General features: G+C 36.8%; 27 protein-coding genes. 10 read left to right on the forward strand and 17 right to left on the reverse strand.

Annotated features, from left to right (window positions below; genetic code table 11):
• Positions 1-200 precede the first annotated feature (200 nt).
• On the forward strand, positions 201-1,052 hold the full coding sequence (locus HC728_RS00215; protein ID WP_054775552.1) for an SIS domain-containing protein: 852 nt from the start codon (positions 201-203) through the stop codon (positions 1,050-1,052).
• Between the two features lie 113 nt (positions 1,053-1,165).
• Entirely contained in the window at positions 1,166-2,149 is a 984-nt protein-coding gene (locus HC728_RS00220; protein ID WP_069594831.1) for an HAD family phosphatase, read from the forward strand.
• Between the two features lie 47 nt (positions 2,150-2,196).
• Here HC728_RS00220 and HC728_RS00225 read toward each other — a convergent pair whose 3' ends face one another.
• The gene (locus tag HC728_RS00225) at positions 2,197-3,063 is read right to left on the reverse strand and encodes a LysR family transcriptional regulator (protein WP_065641382.1); all 867 of its coding nucleotides are present in this window, start codon (positions 3,061-3,063) and stop codon (positions 2,197-2,199) included.
• Positions 3,064-3,174: 111 nt separating this feature from the next.
• Here HC728_RS00225 and HC728_RS00230 point away from each other — a divergent pair, with 111 nt between their 5' ends.
• On the forward strand, positions 3,175-3,432 hold the full coding sequence (locus HC728_RS00230) for a DUF2798 domain-containing protein (RefSeq protein ID WP_017018172.1): 258 nt from the start codon (positions 3,175-3,177) through the stop codon (positions 3,430-3,432).
• A gap of 46 nt (positions 3,433-3,478) precedes the next feature.
• Here HC728_RS00230 and HC728_RS00235 read toward each other — a convergent pair whose 3' ends face one another.
• From HC728_RS00235 to HC728_RS00270, 8 genes are all read right to left on the reverse strand, one after another.
• Positions 3,479-4,663, reverse strand: a complete 1,185-nt coding sequence (locus tag HC728_RS00235; protein ID WP_069594832.1) for a hypothetical protein — start codon at positions 4,661-4,663, stop codon at positions 3,479-3,481.
• A gap of 38 nt (positions 4,664-4,701) precedes the next feature.
• Complete coding sequence (locus HC728_RS00240; protein ID WP_005418877.1) at positions 4,702-5,607, reverse strand: DnaJ C-terminal domain-containing protein; 906 nt, start codon at positions 5,605-5,607, stop codon at positions 4,702-4,704.
• 122 nt (positions 5,608-5,729) lie between these two features.
• Positions 5,730-6,413, reverse strand: a complete 684-nt coding sequence (locus HC728_RS00245; RefSeq protein ID WP_011261737.1) for an ABC transporter ATP-binding protein — start codon at positions 6,411-6,413, stop codon at positions 5,730-5,732.
• Positions 6,414-6,422: 9 nt separating this feature from the next.
• Positions 6,423-7,640 carry an FtsX-like permease family protein gene (locus HC728_RS00250; protein ID WP_017018176.1) on the reverse strand — a complete coding sequence of 406 codons (1,218 nt, stop codon included), beginning with the start codon at positions 7,638-7,640 and terminating at the stop codon, positions 6,423-6,425.
• On the reverse strand, positions 7,630-8,859 hold the full coding sequence (locus tag HC728_RS00255) for an ABC transporter permease (protein ID WP_017018177.1): 1,230 nt from the start codon (positions 8,857-8,859) through the stop codon (positions 7,630-7,632). The genes HC728_RS00250 and HC728_RS00255 overlap by 11 nt, the downstream gene beginning before the upstream one ends.
• 15 nt (positions 8,860-8,874) lie before the next feature.
• Positions 8,875-9,651 (reverse strand): outer membrane lipoprotein-sorting protein, encoded by a 777-nt coding sequence (locus HC728_RS00260; protein WP_063654719.1) that lies wholly within the window; start codon positions 9,649-9,651, stop codon positions 8,875-8,877.
• A gap of 112 nt (positions 9,652-9,763) precedes the next feature.
• Positions 9,764-10,231, reverse strand: a complete 468-nt coding sequence (locus HC728_RS00265; protein ID WP_190394976.1) for an isoprenylcysteine carboxylmethyltransferase family protein — start codon at positions 10,229-10,231, stop codon at positions 9,764-9,766.
• 108 nt (positions 10,232-10,339) lie between these two features.
• A complete protein-coding gene (locus HC728_RS00270) occupies positions 10,340-10,702 on the reverse strand; it encodes a hypothetical protein (protein WP_065623041.1) in 363 nt (120 codons plus the stop codon).
• A 237-nt stretch (positions 10,703-10,939) separates the two neighbouring features.
• Between HC728_RS00270 and HC728_RS00275 the strand changes: the two genes are divergently transcribed.
• The 5 genes from HC728_RS00275 to HC728_RS00295 all read left to right on the forward strand — a co-directional run bounded on the left by HC728_RS00275 (position 10,940) and on the right by HC728_RS00295 (position 14,722).
• Positions 10,940-11,284 (forward strand): HNH nuclease YajD, encoded by a 345-nt coding sequence (locus HC728_RS00275; protein ID WP_017018181.1) that lies wholly within the window; start codon positions 10,940-10,942, stop codon positions 11,282-11,284.
• A 60-nt stretch (positions 11,285-11,344) separates the two neighbouring features.
• Positions 11,345-12,262, forward strand: coding sequence for a 1-aminocyclopropane-1-carboxylate deaminase/D-cysteine desulfhydrase (locus tag HC728_RS00280; RefSeq protein WP_017018182.1), 918 nt, complete (start codon positions 11,345-11,347; stop codon positions 12,260-12,262).
• A 50-nt stretch (positions 12,263-12,312) separates the two neighbouring features.
• Entirely contained in the window at positions 12,313-13,164 is an 852-nt protein-coding gene (bla, locus tag HC728_RS00285) for a class A beta-lactamase (RefSeq protein ID WP_017018183.1), read from the forward strand.
• 10 nt (positions 13,165-13,174) lie between these two features.
• A complete protein-coding gene (locus tag HC728_RS00290) occupies positions 13,175-13,672 on the forward strand; it encodes a peptidylprolyl isomerase (protein ID WP_005418862.1) in 498 nt (165 codons plus the stop codon).
• 147 nt (positions 13,673-13,819) lie between these two features.
• Complete coding sequence (locus HC728_RS00295; protein ID WP_190394977.1) at positions 13,820-14,722, forward strand: glucosaminidase domain-containing protein; 903 nt, start codon at positions 13,820-13,822, stop codon at positions 14,720-14,722.
• Positions 14,723-14,853: 131 nt separating this feature from the next.
• Here HC728_RS00295 and HC728_RS00300 read toward each other — a convergent pair whose 3' ends face one another.
• The 4 genes from HC728_RS00300 to HC728_RS00315 form a co-directional block, all read right to left on the reverse strand.
• On the reverse strand, positions 14,854-16,059 hold the full coding sequence (locus HC728_RS00300) for a NupC/NupG family nucleoside CNT transporter (protein WP_017018186.1): 1,206 nt from the start codon (positions 16,057-16,059) through the stop codon (positions 14,854-14,856).
• A 270-nt stretch (positions 16,060-16,329) separates the two neighbouring features.
• Entirely contained in the window at positions 16,330-17,265 is a 936-nt protein-coding gene (locus HC728_RS00305; RefSeq protein WP_005418855.1) for a LysR family transcriptional regulator, read from the reverse strand.
• Between the two features lie 61 nt (positions 17,266-17,326).
• On the reverse strand, positions 17,327-18,028 hold the full coding sequence (locus HC728_RS00310; protein WP_190394978.1) for a class I SAM-dependent methyltransferase: 702 nt from the start codon (positions 18,026-18,028) through the stop codon (positions 17,327-17,329).
• Positions 18,029-18,116: 88 nt separating this feature from the next.
• A complete protein-coding gene (locus HC728_RS00315; RefSeq protein WP_190394979.1) occupies positions 18,117-19,217 on the reverse strand; it encodes a transporter substrate-binding domain-containing protein in 1,101 nt (366 codons plus the stop codon).
• 415 nt (positions 19,218-19,632) lie between these two features.
• Between HC728_RS00315 and HC728_RS00320 the strand changes: the two genes are divergently transcribed.
• Positions 19,633-21,279, forward strand: coding sequence for a methyl-accepting chemotaxis protein (locus HC728_RS00320; RefSeq protein WP_080562640.1), 1,647 nt, complete (start codon positions 19,633-19,635; stop codon positions 21,277-21,279).
• Positions 21,280-21,362: 83 nt separating this feature from the next.
• On the opposite strand, the gene HC728_RS00325 is transcribed toward HC728_RS00320, so the two are convergent.
• The 4 genes from HC728_RS00325 to HC728_RS00340 all read right to left on the reverse strand — a co-directional run bounded on the left by HC728_RS00325 (position 21,363) and on the right by HC728_RS00340 (position 24,872).
• Positions 21,363-21,800, reverse strand: coding sequence for a hypothetical protein (locus tag HC728_RS00325; RefSeq protein WP_017018189.1), 438 nt, complete (start codon positions 21,798-21,800; stop codon positions 21,363-21,365).
• Positions 21,801-21,958: 158 nt separating this feature from the next.
• The gene (locus HC728_RS00330) at positions 21,959-23,272 is read right to left on the reverse strand and encodes an anaerobic C4-dicarboxylate transporter family protein (protein WP_017018190.1); all 1,314 of its coding nucleotides are present in this window, start codon (positions 23,270-23,272) and stop codon (positions 21,959-21,961) included.
• A 272-nt stretch (positions 23,273-23,544) separates the two neighbouring features.
• Positions 23,545-24,024 carry a hypothetical protein gene (locus HC728_RS00335; RefSeq protein WP_017018191.1) on the reverse strand — a complete coding sequence of 160 codons (480 nt, stop codon included), beginning with the start codon at positions 24,022-24,024 and terminating at the stop codon, positions 23,545-23,547.
• Positions 24,015-24,872: a winged helix-turn-helix domain-containing protein gene (locus HC728_RS00340; protein ID WP_190394980.1), complete on the reverse strand. Its 858-nt coding sequence runs from the start codon at positions 24,870-24,872 to the stop codon at positions 24,015-24,017. Before HC728_RS00340 ends, HC728_RS00335 begins: the two co-directional genes overlap by 10 nt.
• A gap of 339 nt (positions 24,873-25,211) precedes the next feature.
• Between HC728_RS00340 and HC728_RS00345 the strand changes: the two genes are divergently transcribed.
• On the forward strand, positions 25,212-25,826 hold the full coding sequence (locus tag HC728_RS00345; protein WP_017018193.1) for a porin family protein: 615 nt from the start codon (positions 25,212-25,214) through the stop codon (positions 25,824-25,826).
• Positions 25,827-25,847 lie beyond the last annotated feature (21 nt).

The raw sequence follows: 25,847 nt of genomic DNA on the forward strand, positions 1-25,847 counted from the left end.
AAATTCCATAAAGTGACCAAAATCACAACAAAAGTTATTCTAAACTCTCAAAATAGATGGAATAAATACATTTTAAAACTAAGTAAAAACAGCTTACAAAACGAAACAAACTATTTAAATACAACAAATTATAGAAAAATAAAAACAAAAGAATAATATAAGAAAAGTTGGAATAATTAATTCAATAAAAATGAGATAAAATGAATATTTTAGAAAAGATACAGAACCAAAGAAGCAATTTATCCTCAAATGGGATAAAAATTTTGGACTTTATTCTTGATGACCCAGCTTCAATCAGTTCCTATTCGAGCCAAGCCCTTGCCGCTAAAGTAGGCGTATCGCAATCGAGTATTGTGAAACTTACCCAACGACTTGGGTTTAAAGGATTTACGGCATTCAAGTTAGCGATTATTGAAGATCTTGGTCGAAAACAAGCTATCCTCGAACCCGAGCGCCCTATCCATAACAAGATCAATAGTGACGACTCCTCCCTGACCATTGCTCAGAAGTTAGTACAAGAAAAAACTCACGCACTGATTGCTACGACAAACGCGATTAATTTCTCTGAATTTGAACTCATCACAACTCTGCTTAACCAAGCGCAACGTATTCAAATTGTGGGGATTGGTGGCTCCGCATTAACAGCGAAAGATCTGGCCTTCAAATTACTGAAAATTGGAATGACAGCACTGACTGAGCAAGATAGTCATGTTCAAATTGCAACGGCGAATACCTTAACCAAACAAGATGTTCAAATCGTTATCTCATATTCTGGTAGCCGAAAAGAAATCCTAATGGCAGCACAAACAGCAATGGATAAAGGGGCAACGGTGATTGCTTTAACAAGTACAAAGAAAAGCCCTTTACGTAAGTTGGCTAACTTTTGTATTGATACTATTGCAGATGAAAGACAATTTCGTAGTTCATCCATCTCATCAAGAACCGCTCAGAATGTAATTACCGATTTACTCTTCATGACGTTGTTACAAATAAAAAGTGATAAAGCTAAGCTGTTGATTGATGAAATATCGTCTACTATGAATAGGATCTAATATAACAAGTAGTCAGTATAAGCTGTTATACCACTTATAACCTTTTTTCATGACATTTATTGCTAGACTTTATAAATGTATTCAAACGATACAAACAATAGGTAAATAATAATATGAATAAGAAAAAACTCTGTGCCCTAGCAGTCTTATCTGGCTTATCCTTTTCAGCGATGGCTTTAGATTGTGACCCAAATCTACTACCTTCATGGCAAGATGGATCAAGTAAAACAGCAATCGTAAACTACGTTGATCAATCTACGGATACCTCAAAAAAAACATTTATACCTGAACAAGATCGTATTGCTGTCTTCGATAACGATGGAACATTATGGTCAGAAAAACCTTACTACTTTCAGTTAGCGTTCGCGTTGGACCAAGTAAAAAGCATGGCAAAAGAACACCCTGAATGGAAAACACAAGAACCATTTAAATCTGTTCTAAATAACGACATTAAAGGCGTGTTTGCTGGTGGTGAAAAGGCTTTACTCGACATAGTTACAGCAACTCACAGCGGCATGACGGTTGAAGAATATCAACAAACTGTCGCACAATGGTTAGAAGTAGCAAAAGACCCACATTTTAATAAAGCCTATACTGAGCTTACTTATAAACCAATGCGTGAAATGGTCACTTACCTACAAGATCATGATTTTAAAGTTTATATCGTTTCTGGCGGTGGCGTGGATTTCATGCGTACATGGGCACCAGAAGTTTATGGCATTCCTGAAGAACAAATCATTGGTAGCGCATTAAAATACAAATACGATTACAACAATGGCAATCCAACAGTCACTAAACTGGGTGAAATCCTGACCATTGATGACAAAGCAGGTAAGGTTGAAAATATTCAACACATCATTGGTAAGAAACCAGTATTAGCTATTGGTAACTCAGATGGTGACCATGCAATGATGCAATGGGCAACTAGCCAGCCAAATTCAATGGCGATGATCGTTCATCACACTGACGAAGATCGTGAGTGGAAATACGATCGTAAATCAAGTGTTGGCCATTTAGATAAAGCGATGGATGAAGCTAACCAGCGTGATAACTGGTACTTAATCGATATGAAAAATGAGTGGTGTACCGTTTACTAACGCTTCCCTATTTCAATAATAAATCCAAGTGTTAACGCACTTGGATTTTATCGTTCCATCGCGCTAATAATCCGCTCTACTAGAATCGTTAATGCTTTAGGTTGATATTTTCGTTGTTTATATACTAAATACGATTGCCTTGGTGGAAACGAATAATCAGGAAAGATCTCAACTAAGTCCATATCAGAAGTAACAAGATGCACTGGTAATCGAGCAGCTCCTAACCCTTTAACCGTTGCATAAAGTACTTGGTCAAGGTCATTCACCTCTAATCTAGGGCGGACATGTATTTCCTTTAAAGTTTGCTTTTCATCGGTATAAGTTAGGTTTTTCTGATCATTCAATCGAATCCAATCCAACTCTTCAATATTCTTTGTTTGATTATTTTCCCAATAAGATTTCGTCACAAATACACCATGCTTTGCTAAAAACAGAGGGCGAGCTATCATTCCATCGGCTCTGCTAATATCAAAAGTCAGTACCAAATCTCGATCTGTGGCTGGCAGTGTATCTTCTGCACATAGATTGATTTCAATTTGCGTCTTTGGGTATTCCAATAAAAAATCCACGATCAAATCACGAACGTAATGATGATAGAATCGATATGGTAAAGATAAACGGATCATCCCTGTCACTTCATCAATGTGCTCATTAAGTTGATGACAGTTACTTTCTAGGTCTGAAAACTGACTCTCAAGCAATTGATAATAGTGTTTCCCTGTTTCTGTTGGTACGAGTTCTCGTCCCCTTTTCTCTAATAAGCGAACGCCTAACTTCTCTTCCATAGATGAAATCCTGCGTGAAACTGTTGAAACAGGTACTTTCAGCTCTTTCGCTGCACTTTGTTGTGACCCAAGTTGAGCCACTTTACAGAAGAGAAACAAATCATCAATACTTCCAAATATGGAATTCATACTTCTAGTTCTCGCTATTTTCTATCATTAATGAAACCAATATACTCATTCTTATTGAATTTACCAACCTAACTAACCCGTTAATTTATTAAATAGAATAAGAGAGAAACGATGAGTAGAAAACAATTTTGGGTATCCGCCTTACTTTCTTCAGTTACCATGGCGCTATTAATGTCTGGCTCTATGTCGGCAATTAGAATGGGAGGATTCAGTATGGAATGGGTATCAGCATGGATGAATGGCTTTACCATTGCTTGGCCTGTTGCAATTACTGCCAATCTTACTATTCTTCCTAAAATCAGAGAGTTTGCAGCGTGGCTATGTCGTGATAAAGCAAAAAGCAACCTAGACTTATATCAATCACAGTAAGTAATCAGAAGTGGCGAAAGAAAAGACTTGAGAGCAAGTGATTATATTAAAAACTCCACTTCACTTGCGCATATAACAAGGTACTTGGATTTTCACCAAATACACTATCTTTCATGCCATCAAAATATTGCACAACCCCAATAAGCTGCCAGTTATCGGATAGCGAATAGGTTTGGTTTAATCCTATAAAATAAGAACCGTCATCATAATAACTTCCCATGATATTCATGCGTGACAAAGAAGAGATATCAAAACCTAAGCTTGAATACCAAGTCCAGTGGGTAAAACTGAGAGTTCGTGCCGTTAATGGGAGATTTAAATAGCTCATTGCACTATCTACATCTTGTGGTTCAGATATATGCATAACAGAGCCTTGTAGTACCCAATTATTCACACTGTTAAATCGATAATCCATTTCAAGGCTTGAAACACTGGATGCGACAAGATCTTGATTATCATAATGACTTTGAGTGGGTTCAAACCAACTGAATTCACCTCTCAACCCTGCTCCATAAATATCCCCAGCAAAACCGGCACCAAGCACATAATCAAGGTGAGATTTACCTAGTAGAACTTGCATGTCCCACCCTTGTTTATTAAAAAGGTATCGTGTTGCGTAGCTATCAAGCTCACTGTTTGAATTAGGGTTAAACACCATATCAATTGAGCTAGCAAAACCCAGTTTTTTGCTTATCATTATGGCATCCGTTCCTGGACGCTCTTCATAATCAAAATCATAAATGGAATAAGAATTGAAAATGTCATTCGGATTCCAAACCGTCGTCATTCCCCAGTTGATACGGAATCGTCCAACTCTTGCTTGCCAATCATTTTTATTCCAGTTGATATAAGCGCGATCAAACTGCGAATTCCCCACAACGCCCTTTTTATCCAACCAGTTTTTCGATAAATCAACGTAACCCGGATCATAAGAGATGTACTCTCCATAATTTGGGTATTCAGCTGTATCACCGAACATAAGACGATTACGCATGCCGAGATTCACACGTAAATGATCCGAAAAACGATATTCAAAATTAAAACGCTGGTGAATTAAATTATCAAAGGTAGACGGGTATGAGGAGGAGTTAGGAATGGTATTGGTTGCCATGTACTTTACATAGCCATTTAAATCCCATTTTTTCTCTGGAGCAAGGCCGGGAATTTCTGCTTGTATTTCATAACTAACAAACAACAAAAAAGGCATGAATAATCCGATTTTTCTCATCATATATTCACGCCTCCTTTCTCGTTAAATATTTCCGCTAGTTATGCAATTTCTTTAAACTTCATGAGCAATGTTTTCTGCTCTTCGGTTAAGTTTGTTGGCGTTGCTACAGTAATTTCAACTAATAAATCACCCGTAACACCTTTACGGCTTTTCACACCTTTTTCTTTCATGCGGAATTTACGACCGTTTTGTGTTCCTGCTGGTACTTTTAGTTTAAAACGACTCTCTAGAGTCTGAATTTCAACTTCACCACCTAAAGCTGCAGTAACAAAATCCGTTGTCACAGGACAAATTAAATCATTTCCATCACGTTTTAATGTTGCGTGTGGTCGAGTATTAATTTGGATCAGTAGATCCCCTGCTGGGCCACCGTTAATACCTGATTCACCTTTACCCGCAAAACGGATCTTTTCACCGTCTTCAATACCTGCTGGTACTTTTACATTGATCTTTTTATTTACGCCATTCACTGGCAATTCAATGATTTGCTCACAACCTTTAATTGCATCAGCAAAATCAACGGTTAAATTAAACTGACGATCTTGTCCTTTTTGCGCACGTGGTTGACGATGTTGAGAGAACATATCCTCAAATCCACCACTACCAAAACCGCCACGAGAACGGCCACCAAATGCGCCGCCAAAAATATCTTCAAACCCACCAAAACCTTGGCTATGGCCGCCACCAAAACCACCACCGAAGCCACCGTTACCGCCATTTTGAAATGCTGCATGACCAAAATCATCATACTGACCACGCTTATCTGGATCGGTTAGAACTTCATAAGCTTCTTTAATTTCTTTAAACTTATCAGCGGCTTGAGCATCACCCTGATTTTTATCTGGGTGGTATTTCATCGCAAGACGTTTATATGCTTTTTTAATCTCTTTTTCTGTGCTGCTTTTAGAAACACCAAGGACTTCATAATAATCACGTTTAGACATGACTTAACCTCGTCAATGAATAGAATCAGACGCAAGAACAGTCTCTTACGTCTTTCTTTAATTAAAACTAATCATTGGAGTTTATGTACTATCAGATTTAGGTCAAGATCTATCTCACATTATTATTGTTGTTTGTCTTCTTTTAATTGGCCATCTTCAAATACGATGATTCTTTTGGCTCTTTCAAATACGCGGGAATCATGAGTAGAAAAAATAAACGTTGTATTCTCTTCTTGGTTTAGTGCTTCCATAATATCTAACAGCTCTGCTGTGCTCTTTGCATCTAAATTTGCCGTTGGTTCATCTGCCATAATAAAACGAGGTCGTGGGGCTAATGCCCTAGCTACGGCTACTCGTTGTTGTTGACCACCAGATAATTGAGCTGGTCGCTTGTGCTGTTGATCTTCAAGTCCAACTCGTTTTAATAATTGCTGTGCTCGTAATTTACACTCGGCCTCTTCGTGACCCTGTAACAGCATAACAAACTCAACATTCTCTAATGCCGTTAAAACAGGCAATAAGCTGTAGTCTTGAAAGATAAAGCCTATATTGTCTCGTCGAAACTCAATCAGCTGCTTTTCATCCATTTCAGTTAATTCATGATTATCAATACTCACTTTTCCTGACGTTACGGCATCAATACCGCCAAGCATATTAAGTAATGTGGTTTTACCTGAACCTGATGGGCCAATAACAGCAACAAACTCTCCCTGCTCAATAGTAAGATCAAGATGATCAACGGCGTGAACTGGAAACTCTGTATCTTGATTGTATGTTTTACATAGTTGCTTAATTTGAATTGTCATACACTCACCTTATTGCTTTTCTGCCATTGCTTGAACAGGATTCTTTTTAATGATCTGGTGTGCTGGATACAGGCCTGCACACACGCTAACAAAGAAGACCATAATGAATACCACTGCGTATTGATGCCATGAAATACTAGGATAAAGTACCGAATCAATACCAAATGCATTAAGGCCTTGTGCCATGGACTCTAGTGGAATACCAGTATGCTTGAACACCGCTATGCATAACATGGACAGTAATACCCCTATCCCTCCACCTAATAGCCCTAGAAATCCAGACTCCAAAATGATTAGGTAACGAATCCGATCTTTCTTCATGCCAACGGCCATCAAAACACCAAACTCTCGAGTTCGCTCAAATACGGACATCAACAAAATATTAATGATCCCAAAGCCCATTGCGACAATAAAAATCACTAAAATAACTTGATTACCAGCGTTCATAGAACTCATCATCGTTGACAAAATAGGCTGTAATTGCAGCCAATCTTGCACATTATTATCTGGATCTATGTTTGCTATTAATTGCTCTCTAAACGCTTCTACTTTTGTATTGTCGTTTAATAAAATCGCTATTTCATGATCTTGGAATACTTTTCCGACTTTCTGTAAATCTGCTTTACGAACGTAAGTGTTGGCATCATCAAACGTGCTCGACGATGTTTTAAATATGCCACTGACTCTAAACGCAGATCCGGTAACTTCGCCTGTCGTATCACTAAAAGTAAGCACGACTTTAGAGCCTACACGCAGTTTTAATCGCTCTGCGGTTTTTTGTGATACTAAAATGGGATTTCGACCTGTTTCACTTAACCATTTTCCATCAATGATATGCGCTGATAACGGGGTTATCTTTTTCTCCATTTGAAGATTGATACCATTGATTTTAATACCTCTGGTACTTCGTGCTGACGCTATCATGCCGTTGACTAACGTTCGGCTTGACCATGCTTTCACTTCTGAGGAGTCATTTAATAGCTGAGTGATTTCCTTTTCTTCATCAATAACGAGATTAATATCCGGGTTTAACGCATAATTCTTTTGATAAATTTGAATATGACTGGTCTGCCACTGAATGGTATTTTTCACCATATTATCAATAAAGCCAGACATGAAACCCATCATTAAAATCACGCCTACAACACCAAATATCATAGCGCCTAACATGATTGAGGTTCTCATTTTATTGCGCCATACATTACGCCACGCTAATTTAAGTAGCATGAGAACCTCCTTTTAATGCTGTAACAATATCGAGATGATAAACACGCCATAATGGATATATTAGGCATAAAAGAAGTAAGCCTGTAACAATCAACATTTGGTTTATAAAAAGCCACCCACTGATTAATACTGGAATAACAGGATCGTACCCCATTTCAAGCATGGCTTTGGCGGTGTCACCCGTTAATGTAATTGGGTTGATATAGAGATAACCAAGCACCGGAATAGCGATAACTAAGCCTAAAAGAATACCTAATAAGCCAATAAAGAAAGATTCAATCACTAATAGCTTTAATAATCGAAATCGAACCATTCCCGTCGCTAACATCACACCAAATTCACGTTGTCTTTCAAGGGTCATCATTAATAATGTGGCGAACAAACCAAAGCCCACAATGCCATATAAGATGTACATCATGATGATACCGCTCACTCTATCGATTTGAATTTGCTGCTCCATTTCTGGGCTGAGGTCGTTCCACGGACGTACAGACACAGCTTGTCCATATCCTTTTTGTAATTGCTCAACCGTTTGTGGTAGTAAAGAAAAATCACGTGTATGCAATACCCATGACGTTACTTGATTCTCGGTACTAAAGAGCTGCACCGCTTCTTGAATCGGAAGGTAGATTAATTGGTTATTGAGATCTGGCATTGGAAAGTGAACAATGCCTTTTATTACATATAAGCCTGCTGCAGTCTGCCCTCGATAGCCTTGTCCGTAGAGAACAATTTCATCCCCCACAGTTAACTGAAAATACCTCGCTAGCCCTTCTGATAACAATACCGATTTATCCGTTGCGGTAAAATACGCTCCTTGCACCACTTTATCTGCCAGAGATGAATAGGTATTTTCAGGTTGAGGATCGACACCAACAACAAGCACGCCTTTCGATTTATCTTTTGCTGCTGCAAGTGAAAACGTTTCAATTCGAGGTAAGGTAAATTGGATATTCGGTTGTTGCTTAGTGGGGGCGATGAAGTCGTCACTCATTGGCAACAAATCATCAATACTTTGCGTTTCTTTGAATTCGGGGTTTTGCAGTTGAATAAGACCAGTTGATAAGCGTGCGGCATTCTCGATATTTGCTGTATAACTCCCCTCTTGAATGCTACGCATCAACAACGAAAGTAATAAGGCCAAGGCTAATGCAGAGGCCGTTAATATCGTTCTTCTTTTCTGTCGCCATAGGTTTCGCCAAGCTAATTTAATAAGCATATTCAGCACCTATAGTTAGTATCGTAATGCCTTCATTTGCATTTGAGAGAAGAATTCATCATTGATTAAGAAGTTAAATTGCGCTTTATGAGTGATCATTTCAGTTTTATTTTCAGGCTTATCAGCAGGGATCATGACCATTCTTGTTGCTATCATGCGATTGCCCATTTCTTGGATATCATAAGTCGTCATCGTATTTACTAGTTCATCAAACTCATCATAAGACTCAACTTTACGTTGAATAAACGTTTTTTGAGATATCCAAAGACGAACCTTACTCCATACTACTGGTGCATCAGGCTTTGCTATGGCATCAATGACCCACGTTTTATCACCATCAATGGTCTCTTCTTTTACGAACTTATGATCATAATCCACGACGATCGAAGATTGGTTAATCAAATCATCATTGGTGAAGTCTGAACCCATCCAAGATTGTCCAAGCATCGACGGGGCAATTTTTATCACTCGTTCAATGCTAGGTATCCAGCTCCACATCTCTTTATCACGCTTAAGAGATGCGCTACCTTTATCTTTTGCGGGACCTGTGATTAATACTAAAGAAAGGTTTTGCTCTTTCGTCCAGCTTTTCATACTCATACTACGAGTCCAATCGGGACGAATGATATTCATCGTAATTTCTGAATAACTCGATTTACCACGCATTTGCTGATCTGATTTTGCAACGACTTTATCCGCCGACATGGGCTCTGCGGCGAACACATGCCCAACGACACCAACAAATGCAAAAAACAATACGATTTTTATAATTAATTTAATTTTCTTTTTCATAATACACCCCAGCCATGATGTCTCGTTTATGAAATAATTTTAAATTAATTTAAGTGGTTAATTCGTGAGCTGTTAGACGAATCAGAGTTAATAATGTCAGAGTAATGTAAATTCAAAACCAACGGTTAACTTGCTCAGCATACAATTTGAATTCATCGCCAAATATTTTTACCAATGCTCTTTCTTCTGGTTCAATTTGATAACGATTCATATAAGTAACAAATAAAAGAGCACTGACCAGACCTAGCGGATGTTGAGTGTAAATAACTGAACTTATTAATATTAATAAAAATCCAAGATACATAGGGTTACGTGTGTATTGATAGATACCTGAATCGACAAGAGATGAGCTGTTTTCTGGTTTTAAAGGGTTAACCGTTGTTTGTGCACGTTTAAATTCTCGAACACCTGATAATGAAATCACCGCGCCGAAAACGATAAACATAATGCTCAATGTCACCGTGAGTGTTGGTATATAAAAAATTTGGAAAGGAAGTAGTCTATCAAAGAGAAAAACAGTTCCCATTAATAGCAACATGACAAGAGGCGGTGGAACTTTTAGTTCAAGCTTGGAACTCATTATTTATCCTTAAACATAACCGATTAAATCCATATAACCGTTTACTATTGCTTTTTATTGATACTTTCTAAAATAAGGATAGCACTTATCACCGCGATCAGAACAAAACTATTGTTCTTTTTTTACGGCTAGCTCAGAAGGCCACGAGTAATGACAAATATCATTAATTAAACTTTGCCATAATAAAGTGCGCTGTAAAGGATTATTCGGTAATGCAGGAACATTCGATGCCCCACCCGACCAAAACGACAACTTTGGCTCATTCGTTCCTAACGATACTACTAAAGCACTTAATGGTGGTGCTCCATTTTGAGACAAAATCATATTTAACTCATTTAAAACCTTTTCCCAAGAGTGTGGAGAATACCATTCATTTGTGTGTTGTTTATAGTCGCTAGACAAATCGGCGTAAGTTTTCGGTTTGCCCCATAAAAGTAAGATTTTATAGATGATATGTACATCTGCGCTCATGCTTTTTTCCATCTCAAAAATGATAACTCAATGAAGTTAACCTGTACGAGATCAAATGCAATAGCCTTGCTCTATTTCTTCGGCGCTAGATCGCAACAAATGTGATCTGAAATCTTTGATTTATTCAAAATTAATACCTTTATTGACCATTCTATGTTTAGATATGTATAGGTTATACATTTAGCTATTTTTTAAGAACAACGTTCAAAACTGAATGGTAAAAAGGATACAAGAATCATGTCATCTGATTTTTATGGCACTAGTGCCGCTTACGCTCGCCAAGAAAGTGGTTATCGTGAAAAAGCACTAAAATTATACCCTTGGGTTTGTGGTAATTGCGCTCGTGAATTTGTTTATTCGAATCTTCGAGAATTAACGGTTCATCATAAAGATCACGACCATACCAATAACCCAAGTGACGGCAGCAACTGGGAATTACTGTGTCTTTTCTGCCATGATCATGAACACTCTAAATACACTGAACATGATCAGTACGGTACTAAGATTAGAGCGGGTGAAGATGACCATAAAGCAGCAACACACAATCCATTTGCTGATTTAAAAGCAATGATGAAAAAATAAAAATTAAAAAATTATGGCCTTTCATGATAGAGGCCATATTAAATTTGGCTAGTTGTAATAATGAAAATAGAAAACAGTCCTGTTACACAACATGACTTTAATGGTACTCACTTTTATCTGAAGCGTGATGATCTGCTCCACCCTCAATTCTCTGGTAATAAAGCTCGTAAATTCATGGGGCTACTAGAGAGTGAATTTCACAAAATAAAAACCATCATTGGTTATGGTTCTCCGCAAGCGAATTCCTTATATTCGATGGCTGCACTGGCTAAATTAAAGCAATGGCATCTTCATTTTTATGTTGACCATATTCCATCGTATTTAAAAGAAAATCCAATTGGTAATTATCGTGCTGCGTTAGAATTAGGTGCTAAGATCATTCCCCTAAATAAGCTAGAGCACGCCAAAGATAATGATGGCTCTACGACATCATCTGCTGAATACATTTGTAAGATACGACAACCAAAAGAAGATGAAATTTATATTCCTGAAGGTGGCCGTTGCCGACTAGCTGAAAGTGGTGTTAAAAAACTTGCTGAAGAAGTGCTGGCTTGGAAACAAGAAACCAATATAGACAAATTAACCGTCGCATTACCTTCTGGTACGGGAACCACTGCATTATTTTTACATAAGCACTTAAAACCTCATGGCGTAAAAGTTATCACTTGTGCCTGTGTTGGTGGTAATGACTACTTGGAGACGCAGTTTTATCAATTAGGTGAAACCGATTTTCCTGAAGTATTAACACCAGAGAAAAAGCATCACTTTGGTAAATTGTACCGTGAAAACTATGAGATCTGGAAAGAATTGTATCAGCAAACACAAGTTGAATTCGAGCTATTGTATGACCCTCTTATGTGGCGCTGTTTAACTAACTGGCTCCCACAAAATACCGATCAAACCTTAATGTATATTCACCAAGGTGGGTTACTTGGCAATGAAAGTATGCTTCCAAGATACAAACGAAAGTTTGACTAATTTTAATATTAATATATATAGCAGTATAAAAATTATCTTTAGGACTTCTGATGAAAATCAAACTATTTCTATTTGGCCTTATTGTTCTAGCCAACAATGCAATTGCGGGCTCTCTTACTCAAAACATTGAAGCTATCGAGCTATCAAATGGAGGTTACATTGGGGTTTCTGTACTGAATACTGAAACAAACAAAACATGGGAATATAAAGGCGACCAGCGCTTTCCTATGATGAGTACCTTTAAAACGCTCGCTTGTGCAAAAATGCTTTACGATTCAAGCGTCGGTGGCATTAATAAATATAAAACCACCTCTATAACTAAAGAACAAATTATACCTTGGTCTCCTGTAACAGAACCTTTAGTTGACCATATGATCACCACTAAAAAAGCATGTGAAGCAACCATGCTAATGAGTGACAATACTGCGGCAAATATTGTATTAAATGAAATTGGTGGCCCTAGATCTTTAACTCAATTCCTACGTGCTATTGGTGATGATAAAACACGCCTTGATCGTATTGAACCGAAATTAAACGAAGCTAAAAATGGCGATAAACGAGATACAACAACACCCGTTGCTATGTCTGAAACGCTAAATACTTTGCTATTTGGTAACACGCTAAATCCACAGGATAAGCAAACACTAAAATCTTGGATGATGAACAACAAAGTGTCTGACCCATTGCTTCGTTCAATTCTACCAAGTGACTGGTCTATTGCAGATCGTTCAGGCGCTGGCGGTTTTGGTTCTCGTGGCATTACAGCCGCAGTATGGAACGACAAACACCAACCGATTATTATTAGTATTTACTTAACTCAAACAAAGCTTGATATGGCTGAACGTAATCAGGTTATTGTTGAAGTTGGTAATGCCATTTTCAAAGAATTTAACATTAATTAAGAACAGAATTATGATCATTTTTACTACCAACTTTGGTGATATTCACATTGAGCTAAATAAAGAAAAAGCACCTGTTAGCTCAAAGAACTTTTTAAAATATTGCCAAGATGGTTTCTACGAAGGCACCATTTTTCACCGTGTTATCAAAGGTTTTATGATTCAAGGCGGTGGTTTTACTGCTGATATGCAAGAAAAAGAGATGCGTGCACCTATCGTTAATGAAGCAAACCGTGGTTTAAAAAACTTAAACGGTACTATTGCAATGGCTCGTACTGATGCGCCGCACTCAGCAACAAGCGAATTCTTCATTAATATTGCTAATAATACATTTCTTGATCATACGGCAACAACAAATGCGGGCTGGGGTTATGCCGTATTTGGTGAAGTAACAATGGGCATGGATGTCGTGAAAAAAATTGCCAAAATTAAAACTAAATCCATTGGCGAATTTGACGATGTTCCAAAAGAGAGTATTGTTATCGAGAAAGTGACTATCGTGGGCGAATAACTCCCATAATCACTCGATAAAACACAAAAAACGGTGCTAATTACAGCACCGTTTTCGATCGCCCCTCTAATTGATTTTTCTGGGACAATACAAATAACCTAAAGATAATCCCATGTTATTATCTATTTGAAATATGGAACTTCATTTATGTCTTTATCTAAAACGTTAAAACATATTTTTGCTTCTCTGCTTTTTCTCATCTCTTCAATTTGCTTAGCCGATACAACACTTCCGTTATCGCCAGAAAAGATAAGCTCACCCTACCCTAATGTAAAAGTGACTTCTCTTAATTCAGCGCAATCTCTTATCAATGAATTTAAGCAGCATCAATATCAATTAGCTAACGTAATTAAAACGGAACAAATCCCAACGTTCTTTGTTGAAAACCTACCGGATGATTTAAATTCATTACCAGTTCAAGAAAAGATTTCAGGATTTATTCGTTTATTACTTCCTACCATCATTGAGGTAAATAAACAGATAAGTGCAGTTAGACATGACGTTATTACGTTGTCGAAACAACCTAAAAGCGAATGGTCGAAAACGGAAACGGTATGGTTACAGAATTTAATGACATCTTATGATATTAAATCAAACACCATTGACGACCTACTCTTACGCCTTGATATTATTCCTGTTGGAATGGTATTAGCACAAGGGATTGATGAAAGTGGCTGGGGAACAAGCTATTTCGCCGTTAAAGGCAATGGATTATACGGTGAACATTTATCATCTAAAGGTGGTAAATACTTAAGTACTCCTGGTGGGCACGTAAAAGTAGCAGCATTTGATAATTTATTCGCTGGTACTGCACGCTACATGTATAACTTGAATACCACATCGGCTTATAAAGATCTTTGGAAACTACGTCAACAACTACGCGCAGAAGGGAAATTATCAGGTTATGAGCTAGTCGAGTCTTTATCTCACTACTCTACCCGTGGTGAAGCTTATGTTGAGAATCTGCAAGCATTAATTAAGCATCATAAATTAGATAGTTTTGATCAGGTGACATTTGATAGCTCAACGCCAGTTCGAGTGAGATTTTAGAATTAGGGACTAGGGACTAGGGACTAGGGACTAGGGACTAGGGACTAGGGACTAGGGACTAGGGACTAGAAAAAATAAAGGTTGCGACTTTATGATCGCAACCTTTTTTTATTTCAAATTTAATAATTAACTTAAAGTGACAAAATCACACCGGCAATCGCTGCACTCATTAAATTAGCTAATACACCTGCGGTAATCGCTCTGAAACCCATTCTCGCAATAAATGAGCGACGTTCAGGAACAAGACTACCTAAACCACCAATCAAAATTGCCATGGTTGAAATATTTGCAAAACCGCACAAAGCAAATGTAACTATCGCAACAGAATGTGGACTTAGCTGATCTTTCACTTCCATTAATTGAATAAAGGCAACAAATTCATTTACCACGATCTTATTACCGATTAATGAACCAGCAAGAATTGCTTCATTCCATGGCACACCTAAAATGAAAGCAACAGGAGCAAACAAGTAACCAAGAATTAATTCAAAACTAAGTTTGATACCAAAGATATCACCAACGTGTCCTAGTAAGCCGTTAAGTAAAGCAATCACACTGACAAACGCTAATAACGTCGTACCTACCGCAACAGCGATACGCAAACCAGACATAGCACCATCAGCTAATGCTTCAAATACATTAGTTGCATGATCAATCTCAACAGACGTGATCTCATCATCATTATTTGCTTCATCACCCGGTGGAACCATCATCTTAGCCATTAATAATCCTGCTGGTGCAGACATGAATGCAGCAGAAATAAGGAAATTAAGATCCACACCTAATGAGGCGTAACCAACCATGGTTCCGCCAGCTACCGAGGCTAAACCACATGTCATTACAGCAAAGAACTGAGAATCGCTCATGTGCTTTAAGTAAGGTTTAACAACAAGTGGAGCCTCAACCATGCTTACAAAGATGTTAGCCGTTGCTGCAAGTGATTCTGCGCGTCCTGTACCGAGTAATCGTTGTAGTCCACCACCAATAAAGTTAATTACTTTTGGCATGACTCCAATATGATAAAGAGCTGAGATAAGAGCAGAGAAGAAAATGATGATACCAAGAACATTAATGGCAAATACAAAGCCTACTTTTCCTGTTGCTAAACCACCAAATAAAAAGGCAATGCCTTGCTGGCCGTAATCAATCACACCTGACACACCAGCAGTAACTGAATTTAATACTTCTTTACCTGCAGGAACATACAGAACCAATAAAGCAAAGATAATTTGTAATCCGAACGCCAAAGAGACGGTTCTAAGAGGGATATTGCGGCGATCTGTCGAACACAAATAAGCAAACAGTAGAATGGCAAAAATACCAAGTAAAGATGTCATGATAGAAACCTATGCTATCGAAAATGAGTCCGCATTCTAATCCGCAAAGGTTTGCGTGCAAGTCGACTTTGCTATCACTCTGTTAATGAGACGCAGGTCACATTACGTGCAGTAATTAACTGATTGATTTCTTGTAATAAAAACAATCAGAAATACGATTGTTTCCATATGGAAAAGATATTTATTTCATGGCACATAATCGCTGTAACTCATTGATTAAAAAGGCAACAATTTAAAGTATAAAATTCAATCAATGAGGAATAGCAAACGTTACAATTTCACTCGCTTCATGAGCGCTTTATCCCAATATGGCGGTTGTCCTATATGTTCACGTAGAAAATCGATGACCGCACTTATCTTTCTTGGAAGGTGTTTTCGACTTGGGTATACCGCATAAATTGGCATTTTCTGACTTGCTTTCCAATCCGGTAATAACTGAATCAGTTTGCCATCATTAAACTCATCAGTTAGCAAATAACTGGCTAAATAAGCAATTCCCCATCCAGATATAGCCGCATCTCTCACGGCTTCTGCTAAATCAACTCGATAATTGCCAGACACTTTTACACATAACGCCTCATTTCCTTTACTGAAATCCCAATGGCTGTAGTCACGATGACGACTCTGGTAAGTAAGGCAATTATGCTCAACAAGATCTAAAGGATGATGAGGTACTTTTTTATCAATGAGGTAATCAGGAGATGCAGCTAAGACAAAATTAGAGTCAGCTAATCGCTGTGCTACATAACCTTCTGGTAAGTCTTCGAAATTGGTTACCCACAAGTCTAAACCATCTTTAAGCATATCAGCTCTATGATCAAATAAACGCACTTCAACTTGCAAGTCAGGATATTGATGACGCAGCTTATCAATGGCTGGAATAATATGCATAGTGCCAAAAGATTGAGATAAGCCTAAACGTAAGATCCCAGTCACTTCATCACGTTCATCATCCATAATGGCGCTGGCTTCTGTCATTGCACTGTATATCTTCTCGCAATACAAAAAAAACTGCTGACCTGCATCCGTTAAAGTGAGTGAACGCGTGGTTCTATGTACTAATTTTACATTAATGGTTTCTTCAAGAGCTCCGAGCTGCTTACTGACATGTGACGTTGATACGCCCATTTGCTTTGCTGCAGCAGTAAAACTCCCAGCTTTAGCTAAGGCGTAAAATATCACCATTTGGCTGGCTCGTTCATGCATCTATCTGCTCCTCAAACTCAAAGAAAAATTGGGGCGCAGATAGTAACACTAGATGGTAAAGCTAAGCTAATTTTTGGCATTTTATAAAAATAAAATTAGGATTCTTTGAAAGGTAATCATAACGCTCAGGAGACATATCTTTAACTACCTCAGATACCTTTCCTTCAGATACTTGTGTCACAACTAAACCAGATTTTGTTATCGCTTCAATTAATTCAGTTAAAGAACGGCGATAAAATCGAACTTCAAGCGGCTCACCGACAGTGTCCCACATCTCTGTGATCAACTCTCTTTCAAAATAATTACCAGAAAGAGAACATTCAAAATCAGCAAAAGGGTGATGAGTAGAAAAAGCAAAGCTCCCACCATTTTTTAAAACACGCGCAACATCATTAAAAAGTACCGAAAGATCCTCTAAATAATGAATCATCAGTGGTGAAATAATCAAATCAGCACTTCCGCTTTCTTCTTTTATTAAACCGATGGAGACATCTTGTGCATAAGCGCTAATACGCTCACCAAATTTGCGCTTAACTATTTCGACCATTTCAGGAGAATAATCAATACAAGTTAATTTTGATGCCCCACCTTTAATTAGGTAATCTGCATAAACGTCTGAACCACAGCCCAAGTCAATCACATCACACTCACTCACATCACCAATAATAGCTTGTAATGATGGTCGTTCTAAGTGTGCATTGTAAATGTTATCTTGAACTGCTGTGTCGTATTGCTCTGCGAATGTTGTGTACATACTCGACATCAATTACTCCTAAATTCACTCAATATTGTCGCAACTGCATAATACGTGACACAACCTAAACCTGATACTTTTTACTCACCAACGTCTGTTATTTTTCAGCAAAATACTCTAATAATATTTGATGCCATTCGTTAGTTTCACGAACTTGTAATAATGCTCGATTAATTTTCTCTTCATAAGGACTATTTTCAATTAACACTAAACCGTAATTTTGTTTTTCTAATTGATACGGTAAGACCGTTAAATCTAAAAATAACTCCTTGGATTTACCTTGCTTAATCATATATCGCAATACGGCATCATCAGCGACAACGGCATCTAACTTCCCTTCTTCTAGTGCTAACAATAAACTATCCATGTCTTTATACGTATCATGAGCAATGCTGTGGTTACTCAACAATAACGATGCGGTTGTTCCTTGTTTTGCCCCCGTTTTTACTTTTGATAAATCATTAATGCCTTTTACATCAAACCTTAACTGCTCTAATGTGAGTGAACTTGCTAGTACTGCCGTGATACTGGCAATAAATACGGTAGAAAACATAGCAATTAATACCGTAACCATTCTTGCCGATAATGTTTTAAATTCAAAATAATTAAATGGTCCTTTAGTAATAAACAAAACACCCAGAATAAACGCTTCAGCTATACGTCCTCGTTTTGTAGGCATTGAATACAATTTATCGTTATTTTTACGCTCTAAGAAGTAATAAAATGCTCCTACTGAGATTGCAACAAATAAGAAAATACCAATAGCCTTCCATAAGGTTTTATTAGTAATAATGCTAATAAATGAATCAAGATAACTTCGATTTTTAACCGCTATAGCAAGGTGAGTTTCATAAAAGGAATGGGAAAAATCAACATGCTCTTCACGATCTGGGGTTATTGATATGCATGAAACACCTACGTCTATTTCACCTACTTCAGCCGCACTGAGTAACTCTTGAAGCCCATAATGACTTACCTTGTATTCAACTTGCATGATTTCAGCAATACGTTGCCAAAGAATCATACTCAAACCGTCATACTGCTCTGCGCTAGATTCAAAAATAAATGGAGGGCAATGATAAGCACCCACCTTTAATTGCGGCTGTGCTTGTGTGAAAAAAGAACTAAAAATCAATAGAATCGAGAATAAACGAACCGCTCCTCTATACCACAAACGCTTTCCCTTATCTCCTTGCATAATATGAACTCCTTAAAATATAGAGCTTACTCTTTTTATTTATATCTATAGTAAAAGGTAGCAGTGGTTATAAATAATCTCGAATATTTGTTATTGATTTTACAAAGATTCACTTGATTCATAACAAAAATCAGAGATTACTCTGTTTAAACTTAGTTAACCTACTATGCCCACTTGTTAATCCAAGTGGGCCATTCAGCTATTACCTTTCTTTCATAAGTTATCAAAGCAATAAAATCACATAACATCATTATTCAATTTCAAAATAACTCGAAAATATATTTTAACGTCTTTTATTTAAGACTCTAAAATTAGATACTAACTCATGGGTACGCTCAACGATTATTTTCTGAATATTAATTAAACAAACAGAAAATATACTACCCATAAATCAAACAATAAAATAAGAGTATATATTTTGGACAATTTTTCAAAGCTAACTATTCGCGCTCGCTTAATAATAGGATTTGGTATCACGTTATTTCTGATGCTTTTACTTACCATTTTAGGAATACAAAAAGTAAATATTATTGATCATACGTTAACTGAGATGACCGACATTAATTCAGTTAAACAACGTTATGCAATCAATTACCGTGGCAGTGTGCATGACCGTGCCATTGCTATTAGAGATATTGCTATCGCAAGAACCCCACAAGAAATTTCGCATTTAGAGAAAGAAATTAATCGATTACAAACATTCTACCGTGATTCAGAGGCGCAAATGAAAAAAATGCGCCAAGATGGTATTTCATTTACTAACGAAGAGCTTAGCATTTTAGCTAAAATCGAAAAAATTCAAAAAACAACATTGCCGTTAATCGATCAAGTTATTCGTGATAAAAAATCAGGCAAACTCACTACCGATGTTGTCTTAGATTCAATTCGCCCTGCATTTATCCAGTGGCTAGATGACATTAACCAGTTTATTGATTATCAAGAAAACAGAAACCAAATTCTTACGCCTGAAGCGAGAAATGTTGCTGGTGGCTTTCAACAACTAATGCTAATTCTTAGCATGTTTGCTTTAGCTACTTCTTTATTTATTGGTTTGATTATTGAGCGTAGTTTTAGAGTTTCTTTAGGTGGTGAACCTTGGGAGCTATCTGAGATGATTAAGAAGATCTCTGAAGGTAATCTATCTCAACGTTTTAATAACGCTTCAAGTGCTGTTGGTATCTACAATTCATTAATTATTCTTAATGAAAAAGTCGGCGCTGCGATAAGAAGCAGCAGTGATATTTCAACCCACGTTGCAACGTCATCAGAACAACTGACTGAAGTGATGCAAAACACAGCGAATAATGCTCAACATGAATTAGCGCAAGTTGAAGAGATTTCACACGCAATTAGTGAATTATCGACAACCTCAAAAGAAGTGACATCAAATGCAGTTTACGCTGAAGAAGAAGTAAGTAAAGCGATAGACAGCGTTGCTCAAGGTAACCAAACCTTAGATGAATCAATCCATTTAACTCAGAGAATCAATGAGTCTGTGCAACTAACAGCAAGTATGATTGCTGAACTAAAAACCAATGCAATGGACATTGGGGAAGTAACTGCAGTTATCAGTACCATTTCAGACCAAACAAATTTATTGGCACTCAATGCTGCAATTGAAGCAGCTCGTGCTGGTGAATACGGTCGAGGTTTTGCCGTGGTTGCTGATGAAGTTCGTAACCTTGCATCAAAAACTCAAGAATCAACACAAAGTATTCAAGAAATTATCGCTCAACTGCAGGCACAATCTGAAAAGGCAAACGACAACATGATAAGTAATGTAGAACTTATTCAAGAGTCTGTTGCTTTATCTGAGAATGTAAAATCCTCTTTCAGCTACATTGAGAATTCAGTTCAATCTATATCGAAGATGAACACCTTGGTGGCTAGCACCTCTCAAGAGCAGTTCACACTCACAGAACGAATCGCATTAAATACAACCAACACCTTTGATCTTGTTAATCAAAATGTCGCAGCGATTAACCAAACTCAACAAGCCGCTAATGAGCTATCACAACTGGCGGTCTCACAAAAAGAAGAGCTGGCATTCTTTAAAATTTAACACATAAACCAAAGGCCAATATGACATCATGTTGGCCTTTCTCATTCTTTTTCAATACTTGCCTTGTTGCTAGGCTTTACATACTACAGATTATTATGTGACGCTTTATCTATATTAATAGCTTCTTGTTGAAGTGATAAAATTCTTAATGCTGCATTAATGTCTTTATCTATATTTGACAACCAATTTTTACTGCATATAGGAGCTTTTGAGTAACCACCACCGTGATTCTTTGTTTTAAAACCATCATGACTAATCGTTATATCTTCATTATTGAATAAAATTTTCACATTACACTTCTTCAATGTCATTTCGAATGAATCTAATGTTTGATTTTTAACTTGCCACTGGCGCAAAGAAACCAGTTCAAGAAGTTTCAACTTAGTATCAAGCTGCGTTGGTTTAATCTCAGGTAATAATACTTGAGTGTATTCATACCAAGTTTTATCACTGCTCTTTTCTTCTTCAGAATAAGCATACCAACTCGTCATACAGAGTAATATGCACATTAGTTTTTTCATTACACTCTCACCTTTTTCTTATTTATATAGACGTACTAACCATTACGAATTGCGTTATGGTAATAACTAACAGTACACCATACAAATAAAGTACATAAAAAAACCACACTAATTATATTAATGTGGCTTTAAATTGTGCTTATATTTTTGATTAACAGTTATAGAACCATACTTGCAAAAATAAATCCGAACACGATGCTGAAGATCATACTTAATAGACCTGGAAGCATAAAGCTGTGGTTAAAAATGTATTTACCGATCTTAGTTGTACCTGTACGGTCGAAATCAATAGATGCGATAATCGGACCATAGTTAGGAATAAAGAAGTAACCATTTACAGCAACAAATGTTGCGATAATAACTTCTGGTGGTAAGCCTAATGCAATACCTACAGGTACTAATACTGCCGTTGTTGCGCCTTGGCTGTTTACCATTACCGATAAACCAAACAGTGCAAAAGCAAATGTCCATGGTGCGACTTCAACTAAGCCAGATACCGCTTCTTTCACCATGATGTCATGGCCTGCGATAAACGTATCACCTAACCATGCAATACCAAATATCGCTACGATAGCACGCATACCAGCATGGAAAACTGAACCTTGTGTTATTTCATTTCCATCAGGCTTACACAGTAAAATAATTAAAGCTGCCATTGCTAACATTACGATTTCAATAGTATGAGCCATCCCCATTGGAGACCCATTGAAATTAGGACGTAATGAAGGGAATGCCCCCATAATAACCACGGCGAATGCACCAAATAGGAATAATCCTACCGCTTTTTTCGCTTCTGGTTTAATTTCAATTTCTTCTACTTTTACTTCTTGTTCCATTTCCTTACGGAACGCTGGATCTTGCATACGACGTTGGTATTCAGGATCGTCTTTTAGCTCTTTACCAATCTTGTTAACAATAACGCAAGCTAGTGCTAAACCACAGAATGTGCCCGGAATCGTTACCATTAATACATCAGCTAAAGTAATTCCTTGTGGCTCTAAAAAGGCAACAACAGCGACAACCGCAGCAGCAATTGGACTCGCTACAATTGCAAATTGAGAAGCAATTACTGCCATTCCAAGTGGACGTTCTGGGCGAATACCACTACGACGGCTTACTTCTGCAATAACAGGTAAAACTGAATAAGCTACGTGTCCAGTACCAGCTAAGAAAGTAAACATGTACGTCACTAAAGGGGCAATAAAAGTAATATGACGAGGATTTTTACGAAGAATATTTGAAGCAATTTTGATTAAATATTCAAGACCACCAGCAGCTTGCATTGCTGCAGCAGCAGCTACTACTGCCATGATCATCAACATTACATCAATAGGCGGACTTGTCGGTTGTAAACCAAAAACAAAACTTAGTATGGCTAAACCAATACCGCCCATAACACCTAAACCGATACCACCAATTCGAGCACCGATTAAAATACATACTAGTACGATTAAAAACTCAATTAAAAACATATCAATCTCCCTGATGATAGCTTTTATATAATAAATTTTTAAATTGCTACGTTATTCGTCTGCAATTTAAACTCCAAAATCGAGCGAATAATAATCGGGTTATTGATTTGATAAATAGTGTTAGATCACACATCACTCAAATTAATTTAAGTTAATGCGAAAACAGATAAATCACTGTAATTAAAGCAGTTTTATTTCACAAAGAGAACACAAATCAAATACTAATTTGGTTATTTTATTTAACAAATAACCAAATTTAGTGAATTGTTACTTTATAAAGAGAAACAAAGATAGTTTGTATTTTCATGTTTTTTTCGATTATAAAAATACAATTGTTCGTCATTAATAATATAGTTAAGATCTGTTTCAAAACCTTTTAGTGAATCCAAATCTTGAACAAAAACTGGAGATTTAGCGGGTTTATAATGCCAATCTATATTTGTATACTTTAGTGATATTTTGTTCTTTTTAACCTTATAGCTCGCATCAATAATAACTTCATACTTATGACGCTCTCCATTTTTGAAAACTAACTCACCGGTTTGAAAAATAGTTAAATTAGATGATGAAGCAAAATAGAGTACATCTTTCTCTGTTATTTCTTGGTATTTTTTATACGGTTCTGAAATGAAATTTTTAGATAATTCATTACATGCCCAACGAGAACCAGCAAGCTCAGTATCATTAAAATTAAATTTATAAAATGCTAATCCCATTAATATAAGCAGTAAAATCAAATTAACTAATCGCATACTAGTTTTGCCCTTTTTAATGCTTCACCAATGATGTGTGGCAAATCATCATATGAAAATTGACTTAACGAATAGTTTCCATTTCTATTGTTATTTTTTGCTTCTATGTATCCTTTTAAGGAGTACGTATCATCTTCATAAATTGAGTCATACATCCTAATGTAAACATTTGCATTACATTCAGCCAAATTCAAAGATTCAATACCAGATTTGATCTTCTCTATATCTGTTTTTTCTTTTGTTTTATTTAACAAATAAAAATCCGTGTTATTAACACTAAAGTGCGCATAATTATTGCTCACTAAAAAGTGTGGTATTGATTTGTACTTTTGGTGCATTACACCAACAATAATCATCGCAACTAATACCACACAACAACTTACTGATTTAACAGAAGGTTTGGTCAATAATTTTTTAAATATTACGTCAGCCGTTTTTCGATTAAACGCTTCTTTTTTATTTATCTTATTGGTAACAGATGATGGTTCTGATTGTTTTTTTAAAGGTTCAACTTCATTCGTGTTTTCAACAATTGTGATTGGTTGTTCTATGGCAAGTAAGTAACCGATTTTACTGACTGTTTTAATCGTTACGTTCTCTGCTTTTAATTGCACTAAATTACGTCTTAAATTTGAAATAACATTCGTTAATGCCTGATCAGTAACAACCATACCCTCCCAGCAAACATTAAATAGTTGATCACGAGAAACACTTTTCCCTTGCTGATCAAGCAATAATCTAAACACTTCATAAGGTAGTGGTCTTAACATTACCTTGTGACCAAACTGGTTTGTTAACGTTCTGCTTTCAGGTTCTAGCACTAAATTAGCAATAATTATTTTATGCATTTAAGCCTTATAGTGAAAAATATAAGTAGAAGAAAAATTGATTGATATAAATGTCATAAAAAACACATCTTTAAATAAGAGGCATTGGTTTCATTTATAAAACTCTGGAGTCTACCTAAAAAAACTAACAAATCAATAATTCTTCGAGCCATCTCACTATTAAGTAAAATAAATGCTTATTAAACATCAAGTTGAAACAAAAAAACCTTCAACAATTTTAGTTAAAACAAATAAGAAAACAAACAAAAAACAAATGTGAGTTTTCCATTTAGATTCTATAAGCAGCTTTCTTAATAATACCCCTTACTTTTCCTTCCCAATTTATATAATGAGAATCCCATGAAAAAAATCGCACTTTTATTGGTATTATTTTCAGCATGTTCTAATGCTAACGATAACATTTCAGGCTTTTACCTAGGTGCAGGCTTGGGTGCAACCACTTTTGATGATGGTGGCGCATTTGATTACACAGGCGCTTCTATCAATGCTGATGATTCAACCCTTAAATTCATGGGTGGTTACCAATTCAATCGCATCGTTGCTGTTGAGCTTCAATACACAAAATATGGTGACATCAATGTAAACCATCCTACTGCTAAAGCAGTTGGTTTTAAGGGGATTGATATTGAATCAACGTCTATTTCACTAGCTGCAAACCTAGGTTATACATTTGATAGCGGCTGGCGCCCATTTGGTATCGTTGGTTTAGGTTCATTAGAATCATCAACGAATGTATTAGGCCACTCACTTAGCGAAAATAATACATCTTTCCATTACGGTGTAGGTGTTGAATATGCCCCAAAAGCACTAAGTGGATTGGCTTTCCGTGTTGCTTATGAAGGCGATATGTTTATTGAAGAAAACGTATATCAGGATTACGGTCATTACAGCTACTCTGATGACTACGCAATGAACATTGGTACTTTTTACGCAGGTGCAACTTACAAGTTCTAATCTAATACGTATTATGAATAC

The organism is Aliivibrio sp. S10_S31, assembly GCF_014694495.1.
GTDB classification, from domain to species: Bacteria; Pseudomonadota; Gammaproteobacteria; order Enterobacterales; family Vibrionaceae; genus Aliivibrio; species Aliivibrio fischeri.